At 34.0% G+C, this 17,041-nt stretch carries 14 protein-coding genes; 3 read left to right on the forward strand and 11 right to left on the reverse strand.

Annotation, left to right across the window (positions count from 1 at the left end; translation table 11 throughout):
- Positions 1 to 154 precede the first annotated feature (154 nt).
- The 4 genes from OEV82_RS09980 to OEV82_RS09995 form a co-directional block, all read right to left on the reverse strand.
- Complete coding sequence (locus OEV82_RS09980; RefSeq protein ID WP_263061779.1) at positions 155 to 1,156, reverse strand: LLM class flavin-dependent oxidoreductase; 1,002 nt, start codon at positions 1,154 to 1,156, stop codon at positions 155 to 157.
- 24 nt (positions 1,157 to 1,180) lie between these two features.
- The gene (locus tag OEV82_RS09985; protein WP_263061780.1) at positions 1,181 to 2,116 is read right to left on the reverse strand and encodes an alpha/beta hydrolase; all 936 of its coding nucleotides are present in this window, start codon (positions 2,114 to 2,116) and stop codon (positions 1,181 to 1,183) included.
- Between the two features lie 242 nt (positions 2,117 to 2,358).
- Positions 2,359 to 2,670, reverse strand: a complete 312-nt coding sequence (locus OEV82_RS09990) for an iron-sulfur cluster biosynthesis family protein (protein ID WP_173658004.1) — start codon at positions 2,668 to 2,670, stop codon at positions 2,359 to 2,361.
- Positions 2,671 to 2,900: 230 nt separating this feature from the next.
- Entirely contained in the window at positions 2,901 to 4,061 is a 1,161-nt protein-coding gene (locus OEV82_RS09995) for an MFS transporter (protein ID WP_263061781.1), read from the reverse strand.
- A 232-nt stretch (positions 4,062 to 4,293) separates the two neighbouring features.
- On the opposite strand from OEV82_RS09995, the gene clpB reads away from it, so the two are divergent.
- The gene (gene clpB / locus OEV82_RS10000; RefSeq protein WP_263061782.1) at positions 4,294 to 6,894 is read left to right on the forward strand and encodes an ATP-dependent chaperone ClpB; all 2,601 of its coding nucleotides are present in this window, start codon (positions 4,294 to 4,296) and stop codon (positions 6,892 to 6,894) included.
- Positions 6,895 to 7,046: 152 nt separating this feature from the next.
- On the opposite strand, the gene OEV82_RS10005 is transcribed toward clpB, so the two are convergent.
- Positions 7,047 to 7,619 (reverse strand): O-acetyl-ADP-ribose deacetylase, encoded by a 573-nt coding sequence (locus OEV82_RS10005; RefSeq protein WP_263061784.1) that lies wholly within the window; start codon positions 7,617 to 7,619, stop codon positions 7,047 to 7,049.
- A gap of 335 nt (positions 7,620 to 7,954) precedes the next feature.
- On the opposite strand from OEV82_RS10005, the gene OEV82_RS10010 reads away from it, so the two are divergent.
- The gene (locus OEV82_RS10010) at positions 7,955 to 9,403 is read left to right on the forward strand and encodes a sodium/proline symporter (RefSeq protein ID WP_263061785.1); all 1,449 of its coding nucleotides are present in this window, start codon (positions 7,955 to 7,957) and stop codon (positions 9,401 to 9,403) included.
- 193 nt (positions 9,404 to 9,596) lie between these two features.
- Positions 9,597 to 10,751, forward strand: a complete 1,155-nt coding sequence (locus OEV82_RS10015) for an MFS transporter (protein ID WP_263061786.1) — start codon at positions 9,597 to 9,599, stop codon at positions 10,749 to 10,751.
- A gap of 177 nt (positions 10,752 to 10,928) precedes the next feature.
- Here the strand turns inward: OEV82_RS10015 and OEV82_RS10020 are convergent, their stop codons facing one another.
- The 6 genes from OEV82_RS10020 to OEV82_RS10045 form a co-directional block, all read right to left on the reverse strand.
- Positions 10,929 to 11,081 carry a hypothetical protein gene (locus OEV82_RS10020; RefSeq protein ID WP_173657998.1) on the reverse strand — a complete coding sequence of 51 codons (153 nt, stop codon included), beginning with the start codon at positions 11,079 to 11,081 and terminating at the stop codon, positions 10,929 to 10,931.
- A 296-nt stretch (positions 11,082 to 11,377) separates the two neighbouring features.
- Positions 11,378 to 12,940 (reverse strand): class I adenylate-forming enzyme family protein, encoded by a 1,563-nt coding sequence (locus tag OEV82_RS10025; protein WP_263061787.1) that lies wholly within the window; start codon positions 12,938 to 12,940, stop codon positions 11,378 to 11,380.
- A 139-nt stretch (positions 12,941 to 13,079) separates the two neighbouring features.
- Complete coding sequence (locus OEV82_RS10030) at positions 13,080 to 13,964, reverse strand: glycine betaine ABC transporter substrate-binding protein (protein WP_173657996.1); 885 nt, start codon at positions 13,962 to 13,964, stop codon at positions 13,080 to 13,082.
- Between the two features lie 58 nt (positions 13,965 to 14,022).
- Positions 14,023 to 14,877, reverse strand: coding sequence for an ABC transporter permease (locus OEV82_RS10035; RefSeq protein ID WP_173657995.1), 855 nt, complete (start codon positions 14,875 to 14,877; stop codon positions 14,023 to 14,025).
- A 1-nt stretch (position 14,878) separates the two neighbouring features.
- The gene (locus OEV82_RS10040) at positions 14,879 to 16,069 is read right to left on the reverse strand and encodes a quaternary amine ABC transporter ATP-binding protein (RefSeq protein WP_317630483.1); all 1,191 of its coding nucleotides are present in this window, start codon (positions 16,067 to 16,069) and stop codon (positions 14,879 to 14,881) included.
- Between the two features lie 300 nt (positions 16,070 to 16,369).
- The gene (locus OEV82_RS10045; RefSeq protein ID WP_173657994.1) at positions 16,370 to 16,924 is read right to left on the reverse strand and encodes a GbsR/MarR family transcriptional regulator; all 555 of its coding nucleotides are present in this window, start codon (positions 16,922 to 16,924) and stop codon (positions 16,370 to 16,372) included.
- Positions 16,925 to 17,041 lie beyond the last annotated feature (117 nt).

The raw sequence follows: 17,041 nt of genomic DNA on the forward strand, positions 1-17,041 counted from the left end.
AACTGGACATGGAAAAGACCATGTCCAGCCTAAATAAGATAAGAATCTTAGAAAATGATGAGCAAAAAAAGACAAATCCCAACTCAAATGAAGCATTTGAGTTGGGGTTTGTCGACAGTCTGAGGCCTCTATTTGTAGAGGCCTGTTTCATTTATTATGCTCCATCAACTGCTTCTTTGAAAATCTCATAGGATTTTTTTTGCTTTTTACGATCAAAAATATAAGTCACCGCCATTAATTCATCTACATTGTATTTATTTTGGAATTGTATAAATTGTTCACGGATGGATTGTTTACTGCCAAGGAATGTAAATCGAATCGATGCGGATACCATTGCTTTTTCCTCATCTGACCAAATTTGATTCATATTCTCTACAGGTGGTTGTAATGGTGATTTGGTACCACGAACTACATTTAAGAAAAATTGTTGTAAAGATGTGTACTCTCTCCGTGCTTCTTCATCTGTTTCTGCAGCGATGACATTTAAACAAACCATCATATATGGCTTATCTAAATATTCAGATGGTTGGAACCTGGTACGATATAATTCAATAGCTTGCTCCATTTGTTGTGGAGCAAAATGGGAGGCAAATGCATACGGTAAACCGAGACTTGCTGCAAGTTTTGCAGAATCAGTTGATGAACCAAGTATATAAATAGGCACATTGGTGCCTACACCTGGAAAAGCTTGAACATAACCTTGGTTTTCTTTCGGACCAAAATACTGTAATAAAGATTTTACATCATTTGGAAATGTATAAACCGATTCATGTTTATTCCGCCTTAATGCGGCGGCTGTTAACATATCAGTACCAGGTGCTCTACCTAGTCCTAAATCGACCCGATTGGGATATAATGTTTCCATCGTTCCGAATTGTTCAGCAACTACTAAAGGTGGATGATTGGGTAACATAATGCCGCCAGCCCCAACTCGAATTTTTTCTGTATTTTCCAATGTATGTTTTATTAAAATAGCTGTAGCAGAACTTGCAAGTGATGGTGTATTGTGATGTTCCGCTATCCAATAACGAGTATAACCCATTTGTTCTACGGCTTGTGCCAAATCGACCATCGCATCAATGGCTTCTTTCGGTCCTTCCCCTGTTCTTAACGGGACCAAATTTAATACTGATAACGGAATATTCTTTTTAATCATGAATTTTAACCTGCCTTTACATATCTATTTCTTATTCTTGCTCCACCGATTAAGCCATAGAAGGAGATCTCTATACACATCCTCTTTATTTATCTCATTTAACATTTCATGCCGTCCATCTTCATAAATAATCGATTCGATATTAGTTAAACCGTTTTCCTTATATTGTTTTATCGCCTGTTCTACTCCCTTCGCATACGCTCCAACGGGATCTTTGTCACCACTTATAAACATCATTGGTAAATCTTTACGAATTTGTTGTATATACTCATTCTTATGAATGAGTTGAAGACCAGTGAGCAAATCATAAAAGAAACGAGTAGAACAAACAAATCCACATAATGGATCCTGGACGAAATCTTCTACAACCTTTTCATCTCTAGATAACCAAGCAAATTTGTTTTTCACATTTTCAAAACCTTTATTGTAAGAACCGAAAATGAGTTTATTCAAAAGATGGCTTGGTTCCTTCTGTCCGTATTTTTTTATCTCCCATCTAGCTAAAGCTTTACCTAATTTAGCGGCAACACCAGGATTTCCTGCTGTCCCTGATAATATGACTCCCGAAATTTCTGTTGAGTATATTTGTATATATCTTCTTGTAATAAAAGAACCGAGACTATGTCCAAGAATGAAAAGTGGTGAATTTGGGTAGTGTTTTTTTATGTATTGAGTTACTTGATGAACATCGGATACCACACGATCAAAACCATTATAATCAGCAAAGTAACCGAAAACCCCTGCTTTTTCCCCTGTTCTACCATGTCCACGATGGTCATTACCATATACGATAAAACCGTTAGCTACTAGAAATTCGGCAAAGTCATTGTAGCGTTCAACATGTTCCGCCATACCATGCACGATCTGGACAACCCCACGTGGTTTATAATCATTGTTTTGCCAACAACGTACATACACATCGACACCATCATCCATGGTTAACCAGAAATATGTTTTCAAGTGTCCATCACCTATCTATTCAATATAGAAAAGGGCTGTTCATGAGGTTTATAATGAGTTTTCTCTTTCCCACTTGTAGATGTACATAGTGGTATATCATCAGCTTCCTCACGTTCCGTTATAGAAACTTCGTGATGATTTCGCTTTTAACTCAAAAGTAGGTAAAGCTGAAACAATTTCTGTGTCTCAACCCTTCTCTATCAGAATCCACTTTATTGACATATGGACAACCCCATATTCCTTTAATTTAGTTTTAACCGCATATTTGCTTTTAAGATTTCTTCATCTGTATATAATTTATATCCTGTTGGGTTAACAAAATTTAAATAAACTTTTTCAGGTAAGATTTCTTTTGTTGACTCAGAAATGATAAACGGGATACCCTCGGTTACAATAACGGTATCATTATCTTTTTGTTTATCCTTGAAAAGTGTATAATCGACAAATAAAGAACAACTATTTTCTTGTTCAGTTGTAATACGAATTCCTTCGTTTTCTTTAAACTTTATGTTAGATAATTGAGTTTTCGCATCTTCTCTTAAGACAATCTCCATGATGTATTCCACCCTCTTTCTGTAATTACTATTATATTACCCCACATTATTTTTTCTGTAAAAAAATTCGACTTCCAAATTCCGTAAATAACAGGATATGCTGTTTTATAATCTGACAACTTAGATTATGGAAAGATTTTTATACATAACCGACATTATATTTAACATACAACTGTTCGGTATAAAACAAAAAAGGCCGATCATAACGACAAGCCTTTTAAAAAGTGTTCTTATTTTATCATTAAGGGGTCTTTTTCTTTACTGTACATCGACATATAAGCAGTAATTAACGAAAGGAAGATTAATATAGCTCCAATGAAGGCATTATAAGTAATAGGAACAATATTGATAATTAATCCACCAAAAAATGATCCTGCAGCGACCCCAAAGTGTAATGCAGTATTATTTAAACTTTGCAGTATAGATGCTGTCTTCGGAGATGTTTCGATTAAATAGCTTTGCATGGCAGGAGAGATTGCCCAACTTAAAATCCCCCAAATGATCGATACAATGATAAATAAAGGGACAATTTTTGTAGTAAAAGGAATGGTGACAAAAGTGAAAACAAACAGGACTAGACTGATTGAAATTGTTTTTCGCGATCCATAATTATCTGCAAGTGCGCCTCCAATACCGCCCCCACTGACGGCCGATAATCCAAAAATAAAATAAATCAAGCTAACCATTGTTCCATTTAATGCCATTGTTTCTTCAATAAAAGGTTTTAAATAGGCATATAAAGCAGTATGTCCTGACATGTATAAAAATGTTGTCAGTAATGCGAAGAAAACTTTCGGATTTGTTAAACTAGCAATTTGGGCGCGTAATGGAACTGCTTTCATCGGCTGTACACGATTCATCAAAAAATGAACTCCAACGATTGAAATTATAGTCAGGATCGCAACCATAATAAAGGGAGCTCTCCATCCAAAGTTGTTCCCTAATACCAGACCAATAGGAACACCAAGAACAAGTGCACCTGAAACCCCCATAGAAATAATTCCAATTGCTCGACCTTTATATTGTTGTTCGACCATAGCAGGTGCCATTACTAAACAGAGGATCGTAAGTAATGCCCCACTTAAAGCTGTTACAATCCGACCAAAGAAAACCACTGCATAATTCGGACTAAAAATCGTGATAATATTTCCTAATAAGAAAATCCATAAACAAATTAACATTAACCTTTTTCGTTCGACCTTCTCTGTCGCGACAAGTAATACAGGTGACATAAATGCAAATATTAAAGCAAAAACAGTGATCAACCAACCTGCCTGTCCTAGACTTACATGTAAATCTTCAGCAATTAAATCTAAAATTCCACTTATTATTAATTCAACAATCCCGACAATAAAAGCGATAACCATCAAGAAATACACTCGATTATTCATATTGCAATTCCCTTCTATTTTCAACAACATTTCAAATGATTTTTATACCGTACATAAAAATATAACGCATTCCAATCCACTTTCTGTAACTATTTTTTGACAATTTTTTAACATTGATTAGAAGAAATCGGTTTCAATTGTTAACTTAAATATTGTAACATGTGTCCCTTTACATATTAAAGTATTTTGATTTATACTATTTAAAGGTCAAATTTGGTCAAGGAGTGGTGTTATGGATATCAATCAAATGACAGAGCGGTTACAAAAATCGATTATTCAAGCACAATCCATCGCAACTCGAGAAAATCATCAAGAAATCGATGAAGTCCATCTTTATTTAGCGATTATAGAGGATGAACAAAATCTCATCACATCTATTTTAGAAAAACTTAATCTGAATGGTGAAGAATTTCGACAACATTTAATTCTTCATTTAAATAAAAAACCAAAGGTTACAGGAAGTGGTGTTGAGCAAGGTAAGTTTTATATTACACATCAATTGCAAAAAGTTTTTGCTGAGGCTGAAAATAGTATGAGATCTTTAAAAGATGAATATATGTCTGTTGAACACATCTTGTCAGCTTCAGTACAACTTAATTCTGATATAGGAAAAATGTTAAAAACGCTCGGGGTAACTAATGAAAATTTGTCTAAAGCCATTCAAGAAATCAGGGGGAATCAACGAGTGACATCACGAAATCCAGAAAGTACATACGAAGCATTAAAAAAATATGGTCGAGACTTAGTTGCTGAAGTTCGTTCTGGTAAAGTCGATCCAATCATAGGTCGAGATAGCGAGATTCGCCAAGTTATCCGTATTTTATCTCGAAAAACAAAAAATAATCCTGTTTTAATAGGAGAACCTGGTGTCGGTAAAACCGCAATTGTAGAAGGGCTAGCTCAACGTATCGTTCGGAAAGATGTACCCGAAGGTTTAAAGGAGAAAACTATATTTGCATTAGATATGAGTGCTTTAGTTGCAGGTGCGAAATTCCGGGGAGAATTTGAAGAACGCCTTAAAGCTGTATTAAATGAAGTAAAAAAAAGCAACGGAAAAATCATTCTCTTTATTGATGAATTACACACGATTGTCGGTGCAGGTAAGACTGATGGGGCAATGGATGCAGGGAACATGTTAAAACCGATGTTAGCTCGAGGTGAACTCCGGTGCATAGGTGCAACAACATTAGATGAACATCGGCAATACATTGAAAAAGATCCAGCTTTAGAACGACGTTTTCAACCGGTCTTAATACAAGAACCAGATGTAGAAGATACGATTTCCATTTTAAGAGGGATTAAGGAAAGGTATGAAATTCACCATGGAGTTAAAATACATGATCGCGCACTTGTTGCTGCAGCCACGCTATCGGACCGTTATATCACCGATCGCTTTTTACCCGATAAAGCGATTGATTTAATGGACGAAGCCTGTGCAACCATACGTACTGAAATCGACTCCATGCCCCAAGAACTTGATGAAGTGAACCGTAAAGTAATGCAATTAGAAATCGAAGAAGCAGCTTTGTCTAAAGAAGAAGATCCGATAAGTAAAAAACGATTAGAAAGTTTAAGAAAAGAACTTGCTGAACTACGTGATCAATTAAATGAAATGAAAGCAAAATGGCAAGTGGAAAAAGAAGCGATACAAAAGGTCCAAGAAAAACGTGAACAACTGGAACAATTACGACGAGAGTTAGAAAATGCCGAAAATGAATACGATCTGAATAAGGCTGCGGAATTAAGACACGGAAAAATACCTGCACTTGAAAAAGAATTAAATGATTTGGAAAAAAGAGTTGAAGAAAATAAAGAAAACCGTTTACTACGTGAAGAGGTAACAGATGAGGAAATTGCTGAAATCGTAGCACGATGGACAGGTGTTCCAGTTACTAAACTAGTAGAAAGCGAAAGAGAAAAACTGCTCCGATTAGAAAGCATGTTAGAAAAAAGAGTCATTGGCCAAAGTGATGCTGTCAGTCTCGTTTCCGATGCTATTTTAAGAGCGCGTGCAGGCATTAAAGACCCTAATCGTCCAATTGGATCATTTTTATTTCTTGGACCGACAGGGGTTGGAAAAACAGAACTAGCTAAGGCATTAGCCGAAAACTTATTTGATAGTGAAGATCATATTATTCGTATTGATATGTCTGAATATATGGAAAAACATTCTGTTTCCCGCTTAATTGGAGCTCCTCCAGGATATGTCGGTTATGAAGAAGGTGGACAATTAACGGAAGCTGTTCGGCGAAACCCATATTCGGTCATTCTTTTTGATGAAATAGAAAAAGCACATTCTGAAGTATTTAATATTTTACTACAAATGTTAGATGACGGACGTATTACAGATTCACAAGGTCGGACTGTTGACTTTAAAAATACCGTCATTATAATGACATCAAATATTGGTTCCCATTATTTAACAGAAAATAAAGGAAATACTGATGAAATTAGTTCAGAAGTACGCAATCTTGTTATGAATGAATTACAAGGTCATTTCCGTCCAGAATTTTTAAACCGTATTGATGAAATAATCTTATTCAAACCATTAACGTTAGAAAACATTAAAGGCATTGTAATGAAGTTCTTAAAAGAATTGCAAATGCGCTTAGCTGAAAAAGAAATTACAATCACATTGACTGATGACGCAAAAAAATTTATTGCTGAAAATGGATTTGATCCAGTTTATGGTGCAAGACCTTTAAAAAGATATATTCAAAAACATATTGAGACAGCTCTCGCAAAGCACATCATTGCTGGAAAAATTCAACCTCGACAAACAATTGAAATCGATATAGAAAACAATCAAATAAAAATAGATATAGTGTATTGAAAATATACGGACTGTTCCTTATATGAATGGAACAGTCTATTTTGTCACAGTAAATGGTTTTCATCCAAGGGGTTTGTTAATTACGTTTTAAAATTTGATTTTTTAAGTTGTATAAATCTAGTTTGTTAAAAATTAATAACGAATAGTCATTTTTAAGAGGCATCCGAGTTTTGTTCCAAGATTTCAAATGCAGATTGAAGATATATCTCAAAATCTCCCTTAGTAAATAACGTCATAACAACTGTTCCGAAGTTATTTTTTTGTAAAAATTTCACGATCGTTGTCAGGGCAATTTTTGAAGCTGAATCGATTGGAAATCGGTATACTCCCGTTGAGATTGATGGAAAAGAGATACTTTGTAAATGATATTTTTTTGCTAAACTTAAAGAGTTGATGTAACAATTAGCCAATAATTTATTCTTTTCATTGACATTATCCCCCGTCCAAATTGGACCTACCGTGTGGATGACATATTTTGCAGGTAATTGATAGCCTTTTGTAATAACTGCTTCACCTGTAGGGAGATACTCCCCTTTTAATTTCTCCTTTCGAATTTGTTTACATTCTTTTAAAAGTTCTGGACCGCTGGCCTTATGTATAGCTCCATCTACACCTCCACCTCCAAGTAAAGAACCATTAGCAGCATTTACTATGGCATCTGTTGTTTGTTTGGTTATATCCCCAACGATCAATTGTAATGTATTACCATGGACATCAAATTTCATCACTTTTCCCCCTCTGTTTTAGTTATACTTTAATAACTGAAAAATAAGGATCATTCTTCTATGTATTTGTAAATGACAACGATTTTAATACCACCATTATAGACCTTCTCTAACAATTCCAGCAAGAAGCCTGTACTCTGCCTTATTTGCCTTAACAAGCATTTGTATAACAAGAGTTTTTTTATCGGTCATTTGTTGACGTAATTTTCATAATATTATAATGGATAGATGCCTTACTTTCTCCATCCTAAAGTTTTGAATTAGGGAGGTGATATTTACCGAGTTAATGTAAACGTTTACATTTTGTGTGTCATCATCTGTATAGGAGGGATTATATGAATAGCACAGTTTTAGGCGTTTTTATTTTATATTTTATTGTGATTATTTTGATTGCTTACTTAACTAGTAGAAACAGTGTTACGCATTCGGATTTCTTACTTGGTGGAAAAAAGTTACCGGGTTGGGCCCTAGCTTTTTCTGAACGTGCAACTGGTGAATCAGCATGGTTGTTATTAGGATTTACCGGATTTGTATTTACAACTGGACTTTCAGGTATATGGGTAGCGGTCGGTATAGCAGTTGGCATTATCTTTGCATGGGTTTTTTTAGCAAGTCGGTTTATGAAAGAAGCGGAAAAGGAAAAAGTTTTAACTTTATCAGATTACCTAGCTTCAAAATTTGGTCAAAATGGAAATATTATTCGTTGGTTATCTACATTATTAATTGCCGGTTTCTTCATGTTTTATATCGGAGCTCAATTTGCTGGAGCAGGTAAATTATTTTTTACTTCCTTCGATATGAATTTGACCACTGGTATTGTATTAACAACACTACTCGTTATTTTAACTGCCTTTTTTGGTGGGTTTATATCTGTTGTTTGGACAGATATGATTCAAAGTATAATGATGCTTTTAACTTTGGTTGTATTACCAATAATAGCATTTATTTATATAGGAAGTAATGATTTATCTCTTAGTGAGTCACTTATTCAAGCGGGTCCAAATTTTGATTCACTTTTTGGTGGTGCAACAGGTTTTGCAATTGGTGTGTTATTTTTTAACAACTTTTCATGGTTTTTCGGTTATTTAGGCGGACAACCGCAATTAAGCGCGAGATTTATGGCCTTAAAAAATGAAAAAGAAGCTAGGCAAGCGAAAATTGTAGGTACGGTATGGACAATATTAGCGTATGCAGGTGCATTTGCAATTGGTTTAGCTGCAATCGTGATGTATGAACAAGAATCTTTTGCTGATGTGGAAACAGTTTTACCAACAATGATATTAGATTTAACTCCTGCTTGGTTTGGTGGAATATTACTAGCAGGGATAATGGCTGCAATTATTACAACAGCAAACTCGCAATTACTTGTCGTAACGAGTTCTGTAAGTGAAGACATTATTCATAAATCGCTTGGGATAAAATTAACGGATAAACAATTAGTATTAGCTTCACGTATTACAATTATTCTGAGTGGATTGTTAGGCATGATGATTGCACTTACTTCAGAATCACTTGTATACTTAATCGTTAGTTGGGCCTGGGCTGGCATCGGTTGCACACTCTCCCCTGCTATTTTAATGACTTTCTTTTGGAAACGTTATTCCAGTATAGGAGTTATCGCAACAATTATATCTGGATTTGTATTTACGGTCCTTTGGATCAGTACACCACTTGATTCCATCATTACATCAAGATTTACTACCTTTTTTATAGCTGCTTTCTTTGGTATTGTATTTAGTTTACTCTTCCCTGATAAAAATAAAGCTGAGAAAACAGAACGATAGAGATATTTATATAGGGCTGAAAAATTTTTTCAGCCCTATGATAGATCAAGTAAGTTTACATAATATATATATATAAAACTATATTATTCCCCACCACACTCATTTTGATCAACTAAAATGATAAAAAATGTGATACGCTATTAGCATGAATTTATTTATTCGAAATTATTTTTGTATAGGAAGGAATTATTTTATGAAAAATCAACAATGGCTATCATTAAATTTCTTTTCATTTTTTATTACTTGGGGGATATTTCTTCCGTATTGGACTGGCTGGTTAACCAATGAGAAAAATCTTTCTGTTGGTATGGCGAGTATTGTTATTGGCGCTGGAATGATGAGCAGATCTATATCAAATCTTTTTTTATATCCAATTTTTACAATTAAATTTTCCCTATCTGTTGTAATGAAGTGGATTTCAATTTTATCCATTATTATTCTTTTCTTATACATACCATCGGAAACATTTTTACCACTATTTATTATTACAATTATATTTAACGCTATTTATCCGAACTTTTTACCTGCAATTGAAAGTAGTGCAACAATTTTAGTAGCCACTGATCATATTAATTATGGTAAAAGTCGTGCGTACGGTTCAATTGGTTATGCCGTTGGACTGATAATTGTTGGTACCTTTACATCACTTTTTACTGATGCCGCGATATTTTGGATTATGTGTATTGGTCTACTTTTTATGGCATTTACAATGTATCAAAAAACACCTGACATCATACAAACGAAACCAAAATTTACAACACAAAAAGTTGAATATGATAGTATTTTAAAATTACTTACTTCAAGCCGATTCTTAATTGTCCTTATTATTTCGATATTATTGCAAGGTGCCCATACGTCTTATTACAATTATGGGTTTATTTATTTGCAAGAAATTGGTGTAAATAGTTTTTACATCGGGATTATATTGAATCTTGCTATCTTATTGGAAATCATCTTTTTTGCAATTGCCGATCGATATTTTCAACATTTGAAAGTATCAACTATGTATATCATTGCGTCCGTCGGTTCTTCAATTCGATGGCTTATCATATTTCTATTTCCGAATGTACATATATTTATGATATCTCAAACTTTACATGTCGTCTCTTTTGGAATTGCTCATTATGCATTTATTAAATACATCTCTGAGAATCTAGAAACTAACCAAATATCTACAGCTCAAGGTTTGTACTCAGCTTTTGGTATGAGTTTAATTAATGCTGTCCTTTCATTCGGAACCGGCTTCTTATATGAAATTTCACCGCAATTGGCCTTTTTAGGCATGATAGCTTGTACAATACCTGCACTAGTATTCACTATGTGCACGATGAAAAGATATCAATACTAAGAGTGAGGGACTTCTTACAAAGTCCCTTATTATGTGTGTTTATAACTATAATGTCATATGTTGGTTTTATGAAACATATTGAAGTTTTATTGCAGAAAAATGAGGAAAATTTGGATGTGGTTATTATGCTCAGACAGCTTAATAAAAATGATTAATAGATTGTGTTCTAATTATTCATTACTCTTGATTTTTATCTGATAATTCGCATATTTCTTGTTCATCAAGTAATGCGTCAATATCAATACGTATCATTTCAAAACTTGTGTCAATATGCTCTAATTCCTTTGTTTCCTCCAAGAGTTTGTTTATATCTACACATTTTCTTGCCATAGACTGTCCCCCTGTGTTGTAGATATGTGTAATTTCGATACATTCCATCTTTATTATATTCATAATCTAAAATCAATCATAAAGATTTTACATATGTCGCAGCCGCTCCAATTTTAAACATGTGACATCAATTCATTAAATGGTTTTATGTATGAATAATCTTGTGTTGTTATTTCAAAAAGTACAGGCTTCCTAAATGGCAATACCTGGTAAAAGACGAATGATTAAAGATAATGATAACGGCTTAAAATATCATTGCTATTTATATAATAACATAAAGACATAGGAATTTGTTCCTATGTCTCTTTATTAAGCTGCAGGCTTCCATAAGTATTTCTAAGGACATATTTTTGGATTTTACCAGAAGCAGTTCTTGGTAACGAATCGACAAAAATAATTTTCCTAGGTTTTTTATAACTTGCTAAATATCGCTTACAAAATTTAATGATCTCATCTTCTGTTACTTCCATTTCTTCTTTTCTAACAATGATTGCACAAACGGTTTCAATATATTTTGGATCCGGAATACCAATGACTGCCACATCTTTAATAGCTTCATGTCTGTATAATACATCCTCAATTTCAACAGGATAAATATTCTCTCCACCACTTCGAATCATATCTTTCTTTCTACCAGCAATCGTTAAATAACCATCTTTATCTAAAATACCTAAATCTCCTGTATGACACCAACCATCAACAAAAGTTTGGGCAGTAGCTTCTGGTTTACGCCAATATCCGATTGAAATAGCCGGACTTTTAATTGCAATTTCACCTACAGTTCCAGGAGGTAATTCATTCCCTTCATCGTCAATAATTTTTATTTCTGTTAGAGGCATTGGTTTTCCGACAGTATGTCCTTTTTTCAAGCTGTCCTGTGGATCCAGTGACGCAGCAATCGGCTGTCCTTCAGTTAAACCATATACTTGTACAATTCCGATATGTGGAAATTGTTTATTTAACGTTTCTAATGCCCATGGCATTAAAGGATCGCCACCTGTGAAAATCATTTGTAAATGTTTTAATTTGTCCTTTTTTAAATCTTTTAAATGTAACATTTCATATATCATAAAAGGAAATAAGAAAATGTGGCTAACTTTCTTTTTTTCGACAACATTTAAAATCCGAGTAATTTCAAATCCCTTACTTTTGGTTATAATGACGGTTCCACCCATTAATAAAATTGGCAACGCGATATCCTCCATAGCTCCTACATGATATAAAGGTCCTGTAGTCATGGCAACTTCTTCTCCAGAAAATTTCCATTTAAGTGATTGAATTGTAGCAAACCATAGAGTTGTATCATGTGTCCAAACTGCTCCTTTTGGTCGTCCGGTTGTTCCTGAAGTATACATAAGCATAACAGGATCTTGTAAATGAATAGTATTCAATACTTCTTGTTCTTTCCCATTGGATAATGTATCAAAGTCTAAACACCATTTAGGTATACTGAATGATTTGTCAGCAAGACATATAAAGTGTTTGATGGAGGTTTTCATAATAATTGGTTCTATTTTCTCAATCAAGTCTGAATGAAAAATTAAAACTTTTGGTTTAGAATCATTGAGTGCATATTCATATTCAAAACTTGTTAAGCGAAAATTTAATCTTACTGCAATCGCTCCTAATTTTGCAATTGCAAAATATAGACCAAAATATTCTAAGCAATTATAGAGTAGAATACCTACCCGATCGCCTTTTTTTACCCCTAATTCTTGTAATTTATTTGCATACCTATTAGATATTAAGTGTAATTCCTCATATGTCCAGTTTCTTCCTAATTCTTCTTGTATGGCAATTTTATATTTTCCTTCTAAATGATCATTTGCCATACGTCTTAACATATATCCAATGTCCATAAAATCACCTCATATAATAAATATGAAAGTGATAATTAACGAATTACAAAATTGTCATATATAGATAAAAAAAGACCGTATCTTTTCAAACAATACATATTCGTATGAAAAGATAGGTCTTAGACTTTATTTTACTAAATTATTTAATTCCTTCTGTCCATTCTTTAACACGATCTGCGTTATCTTCCACCCATTTTGCAGCTGCATCTTCAGGGTCTTCTCCATCTTGAATCATAAGCATTACTTCTTCCATATCTTCCATTGTCCAATAGAAATTGTCAAGTATTTGATATAATTCTGGCATATCTTCTTCTAAACCTTCACGAACCATCGTATTAATGGTTTCTTCGGCTCCATAAACACCTTTAGGATCTTCCAAATATTTTAAATCATATTTACCAAATTTCCAGTGTGGAGACCATCCAGTAACGACAATCTCTTCTTCTTTTTCATAGGCTTGTCCTAAAGCAGTTGCCATTGCTCCACTTGAAGAAGTTTCCAACTTCCAATCAGCAAGATTTGAATATTCTTCTAATGCTCGCTCAGTTGCTTGAACAACTCCAGCTCCGGCTTCAATACCGGTAATCGTTTTGCCTGCTTCATCTGTTAAATCTTCAATTGAGTTCACATCCATATAAGATGGTACAACCAAACCGATTTTTGCACCTTCTAGATTAGGACCTAAATCAATAACTTTGTCACCGTATTCTTCGTATTGTGCCTGATGTGTTCCAGGTAACCATGCGGAAACCATTGCGTCAGCATCGCCTGTTGCTACTGATTTCCACATTACTGCATTATCTAGAGGAGTAATTTTAACATTATAACCTAAATCCTCTAACACTTTAGCAATAACATGAGTAGACGCAACTTCAGAATCCCATTCCACGTAGGCAAGTTCAACCTCTTGGCCCTTTCCTACAGTGTCAGCTTTATCTTCTTCATTAGACGAACAACCAGCTGTAAATAAAGCAAGAGATAATCCTACAGTAATCCCAAGCTTTTTCCAGTTGATTTTTACCATACGTCAAACTCCTCCTTTAAAAAAATAGAAACTTATCTTAATTTGAAAAGTCTTTCACTTAATTTTTTTTGCGGTTTGCTCCTTGAGTTAAACGGTCAATAATAATGGCTAAGATTACAATTCCAATACCAGCAACAAAACCAGTACCTACATCTGCACGTTGAAGAGCAGATAAAACATCTCTTCCAAGACCTGGAGCACCAATCATTGATGCAGTAACTACCATGGATAGTGCTAACATAACGGTTTGGTTAATCCCCGCCATAATCGTTGGTTTTGCCATAGGTAATTCCACTTTAAATAATTTCTGTACACCTGTACTTCCAAATGCATCGGCAGCTTCGACTAATGCCTTTGGAACTTGTCGAATACCCAAATTTGTAAAGCGTACGGTAGGTGGAATTGCGAAAATTAAGGAAGCAAATACACCTGGAACCATGCCAATTCCAAAGAATGCAACAGCAGGAATTAAGTATACAAACGCAGGCATTGTTTGCATAAAGTCTAATATTGGTTTGATAATAGTATTGGCAATTTTACTCTTAGACATTAAAATTCCAAATGGAATACCAATGATTATTGATAAAACACTTGCAATAATAACTAGAGTAACTGTATACATTAAGTTTTCCCATTGATCCTGGTTGTAAATTAACCAAAGACCAATAATAGAAAAAATAGGGAGCCCGAATTTTTTTCCACTTACAAAAAATGCCAGTATTGCAATGAGTAGAATGAGTATAAAAGCAGGTATTGACATTAGAAAATCTTCTGCAAAGAATTCCATAAATTGACCGAAATGTTTAGAAATCGGGTCGAATAGAAATGCAAATACCTCAGTAATAGTATCCGTTGCACTTTCTACTGCGTCTGCAATTGGTATTTCAGGTATAAAGTTAAGAAATTTTATCATTTTACATGTTCACCTCACCTTCACCAGCAAGAGCTCCGATGACAGCACCTCGTACAATCACACCTTTTAATTTATTATTTTCTAATACGACAACAGGTACTGGTGAATCATGAACAATGGAGAAAATTTCATTTAATGTTGTATCTTTATCAACTCTACGAACACCATTCTTAACAATTTCATTTAAATCTGTAATTCCTTTTTTCAGTGCATCGGACGCATCTTCTGCTGTAACATATCCTTTAAAGTTTCGTTCATTATCAACAGCAAAAATTAAAGATATTCCTGCTTCACGCATTCGTTCTAAGGCAACTCTTGGTCCACTTTTATTAATATTAATTGATTCTGGACGCTTCATAATATGTTGTGCAGTTAACACTTTAGAACGATCAATATCTTCTACGAATCGTTCTACATATTCATTTGCAGGATTAACAAGAATATCCTCTGGAGTACCAATCTGAACAATTGCTCCATCTTTCATTAGAGCAATTCGATCTCCTAATCGTAATGCTTCATCTAAATCATGGGTAATAAAAATAATGGTTTTTTTCATGGTTGATTGTAAATCGAGGAGTTCGTCTTGCATGTCTTTTCGAATGAGCGGATCCAATGCGGAAAAAGCTTCATCCATTAACAATACTTTTGGATCATTTGTTAAAGCTCTAGCCAAACCAACACGCTGTTGCATACCGCCTGAAAGTTGTCCAGGTTTTTGATGTAAATAATTCCCTAAACCTACCAATTCCAATGCGCTTTTTGCTTTCGCTTCCCTTTTCTCTTTTGAGATGTTTTGAACTTCTAAACCGTAAGCAGCATTTTCTAGAATGGTTCGATGAGGGAATAAACCAAATTGTTGAAATACCATACTCATTTTTTTTCTACGTGCTTGACGAAGAGCGTTTTTATCCATTTTCGATAAATCTTCACCCTCGATTAAAATCGTACCGGATGTCGGTTCAATCAACCGATTTAATAAGCGGACTAAGGTAGATTTCCCACTACCTGATAATCCCATAATAACAAAAATTTCCCCTTCTTCTACGGAAAAGGTTGCTTTGTTTACACCCACTGTACAACCTGTTTCTTTTAAAATTTCGTCCTTTGATGAGCCTTCATTTAAAAGCTTCATCGCTTGTTTTACATTTTTACCAAATATTTTGGTTAAATTATTAACTTCAATAATCGGCAAAATTTTCACCTCTTTCAAATTAGAACAGAAAAAGAGCTAGGATCCTGTTATTTTCTTAGGTTTATTTTTTAACGTCACCAATTCACTATACATTAAATTTAATTTAAGTACAAACATTATTTTCCGTTTGTATTTTTTGTACAGTTTTTTCTGTACAAACTATATACCATTTTTCTCTATAATTCTCCAAAATCCTCTAAAATTCTTCAAAAAGTTCTAAGTATGGAGGGATCTCATTTAATACTCCTTTCAAAAAAAAGGATTAACAGTTGTCAACAAAGACAACCATTAATCCTTTAATCATTTCGAATGGTCTTTTGGAATATATTGAAAAATTTCTCCTGATTCAACTACTTTGATAAATTTCATTAACCATACATAATAACTCTTTGCATAATTTAATTTTTCGATATCCTTGTTTATCTTTTCTTTCAGTTCTTGATCGTTTGTACGCTCGAGTAAAACCATTAATTTATCAATCGCTTCAATCGTTTCATCCAAATTTGTTTCTGTTTTTAACCGCCAACGTGTACCAAAATATGAAGTAAATGATTTATACCAATCTTCTTCTGTTTGATATAAATCTTTTCTTATACCTTTTTTATGTATCAATTCCACCATTTTTAAATCAGAAAGCATGCGGACGCCTGTTGACATGCTTGTTTTACTCATGGACAATGCTTGCCCCATCTCATCTAAAGTCATTGCATGATCAGAAAAATATAATACACCGAATAAACGGCCTACCGACGGTGATATCCCGAATAAACTCATATTTTTGCCAATTGCTTGTATGTATTGTTCAAGTATATTTTCGTATATCTCCCAAGTTTGTATGTCTTTTTCTTTTACCAAGGGAAGTCCCTCCACCTTAAGATTCTGCCAATAGTTTACCACCTTTTGTTATTTTTTGCGAATAAATTTTTAACTTTGTAAATGAAGAAGTGTAATGTTTATAAAATTTATTTTTTC

The sequence above is a fragment of the Pallidibacillus thermolactis genome (assembly GCF_025660415.1).
GTDB lineage: Bacteria > Bacillota > Bacilli > Bacillales > Caldibacillaceae > Pallidibacillus > Pallidibacillus thermolactis.

Coding starts and splice junctions, on each gene's coding strand:
- OEV82_RS09980 (WP_263061779.1), bottom strand. CDS start 1,156: ATGATTAAAAAGAATATTCCGTTATCAGTATTAAATTTGGTCCCGTTA.
- OEV82_RS09990 (WP_173658004.1), bottom strand. CDS start 2,670: ATGGAGATTGTCTTAAGAGAAGATGCGAAAACTCAATTATCTAACATA.
- OEV82_RS09995 (WP_263061781.1), bottom strand. CDS start 4,061: ATGAATAATCGAGTGTATTTCTTGATGGTTATCGCTTTTATTGTCGGG.
- clpB (WP_263061782.1), top strand. CDS start 4,294: ATGGATATCAATCAAATGACAGAGCGGTTACAAAAATCGATTATTCAA.
- OEV82_RS10005 (WP_263061784.1), bottom strand. CDS start 7,619: ATGAAATTTGATGTCCATGGTAATACATTACAATTGATCGTTGGGGAT.
- OEV82_RS10010 (WP_263061785.1), top strand. CDS start 7,955: ATGAATAGCACAGTTTTAGGCGTTTTTATTTTATATTTTATTGTGATT.
- OEV82_RS10015 (WP_263061786.1), top strand. CDS start 9,597: ATGAAAAATCAACAATGGCTATCATTAAATTTCTTTTCATTTTTTATT.
- OEV82_RS10020 (WP_173657998.1), bottom strand. CDS start 11,081: ATGGCAAGAAAATGTGTAGATATAAACAAACTCTTGGAGGAAACAAAG.
- OEV82_RS10025 (WP_263061787.1), bottom strand. CDS start 12,940: ATGGACATTGGATATATGTTAAGACGTATGGCAAATGATCATTTAGAA.
- OEV82_RS10030 (WP_173657996.1), bottom strand. CDS start 13,964: ATGGTAAAAATCAACTGGAAAAAGCTTGGGATTACTGTAGGATTATCT.
- OEV82_RS10035 (WP_173657995.1), bottom strand. CDS start 14,877: ATGATAAAATTTCTTAACTTTATACCTGAAATACCAATTGCAGACGCA.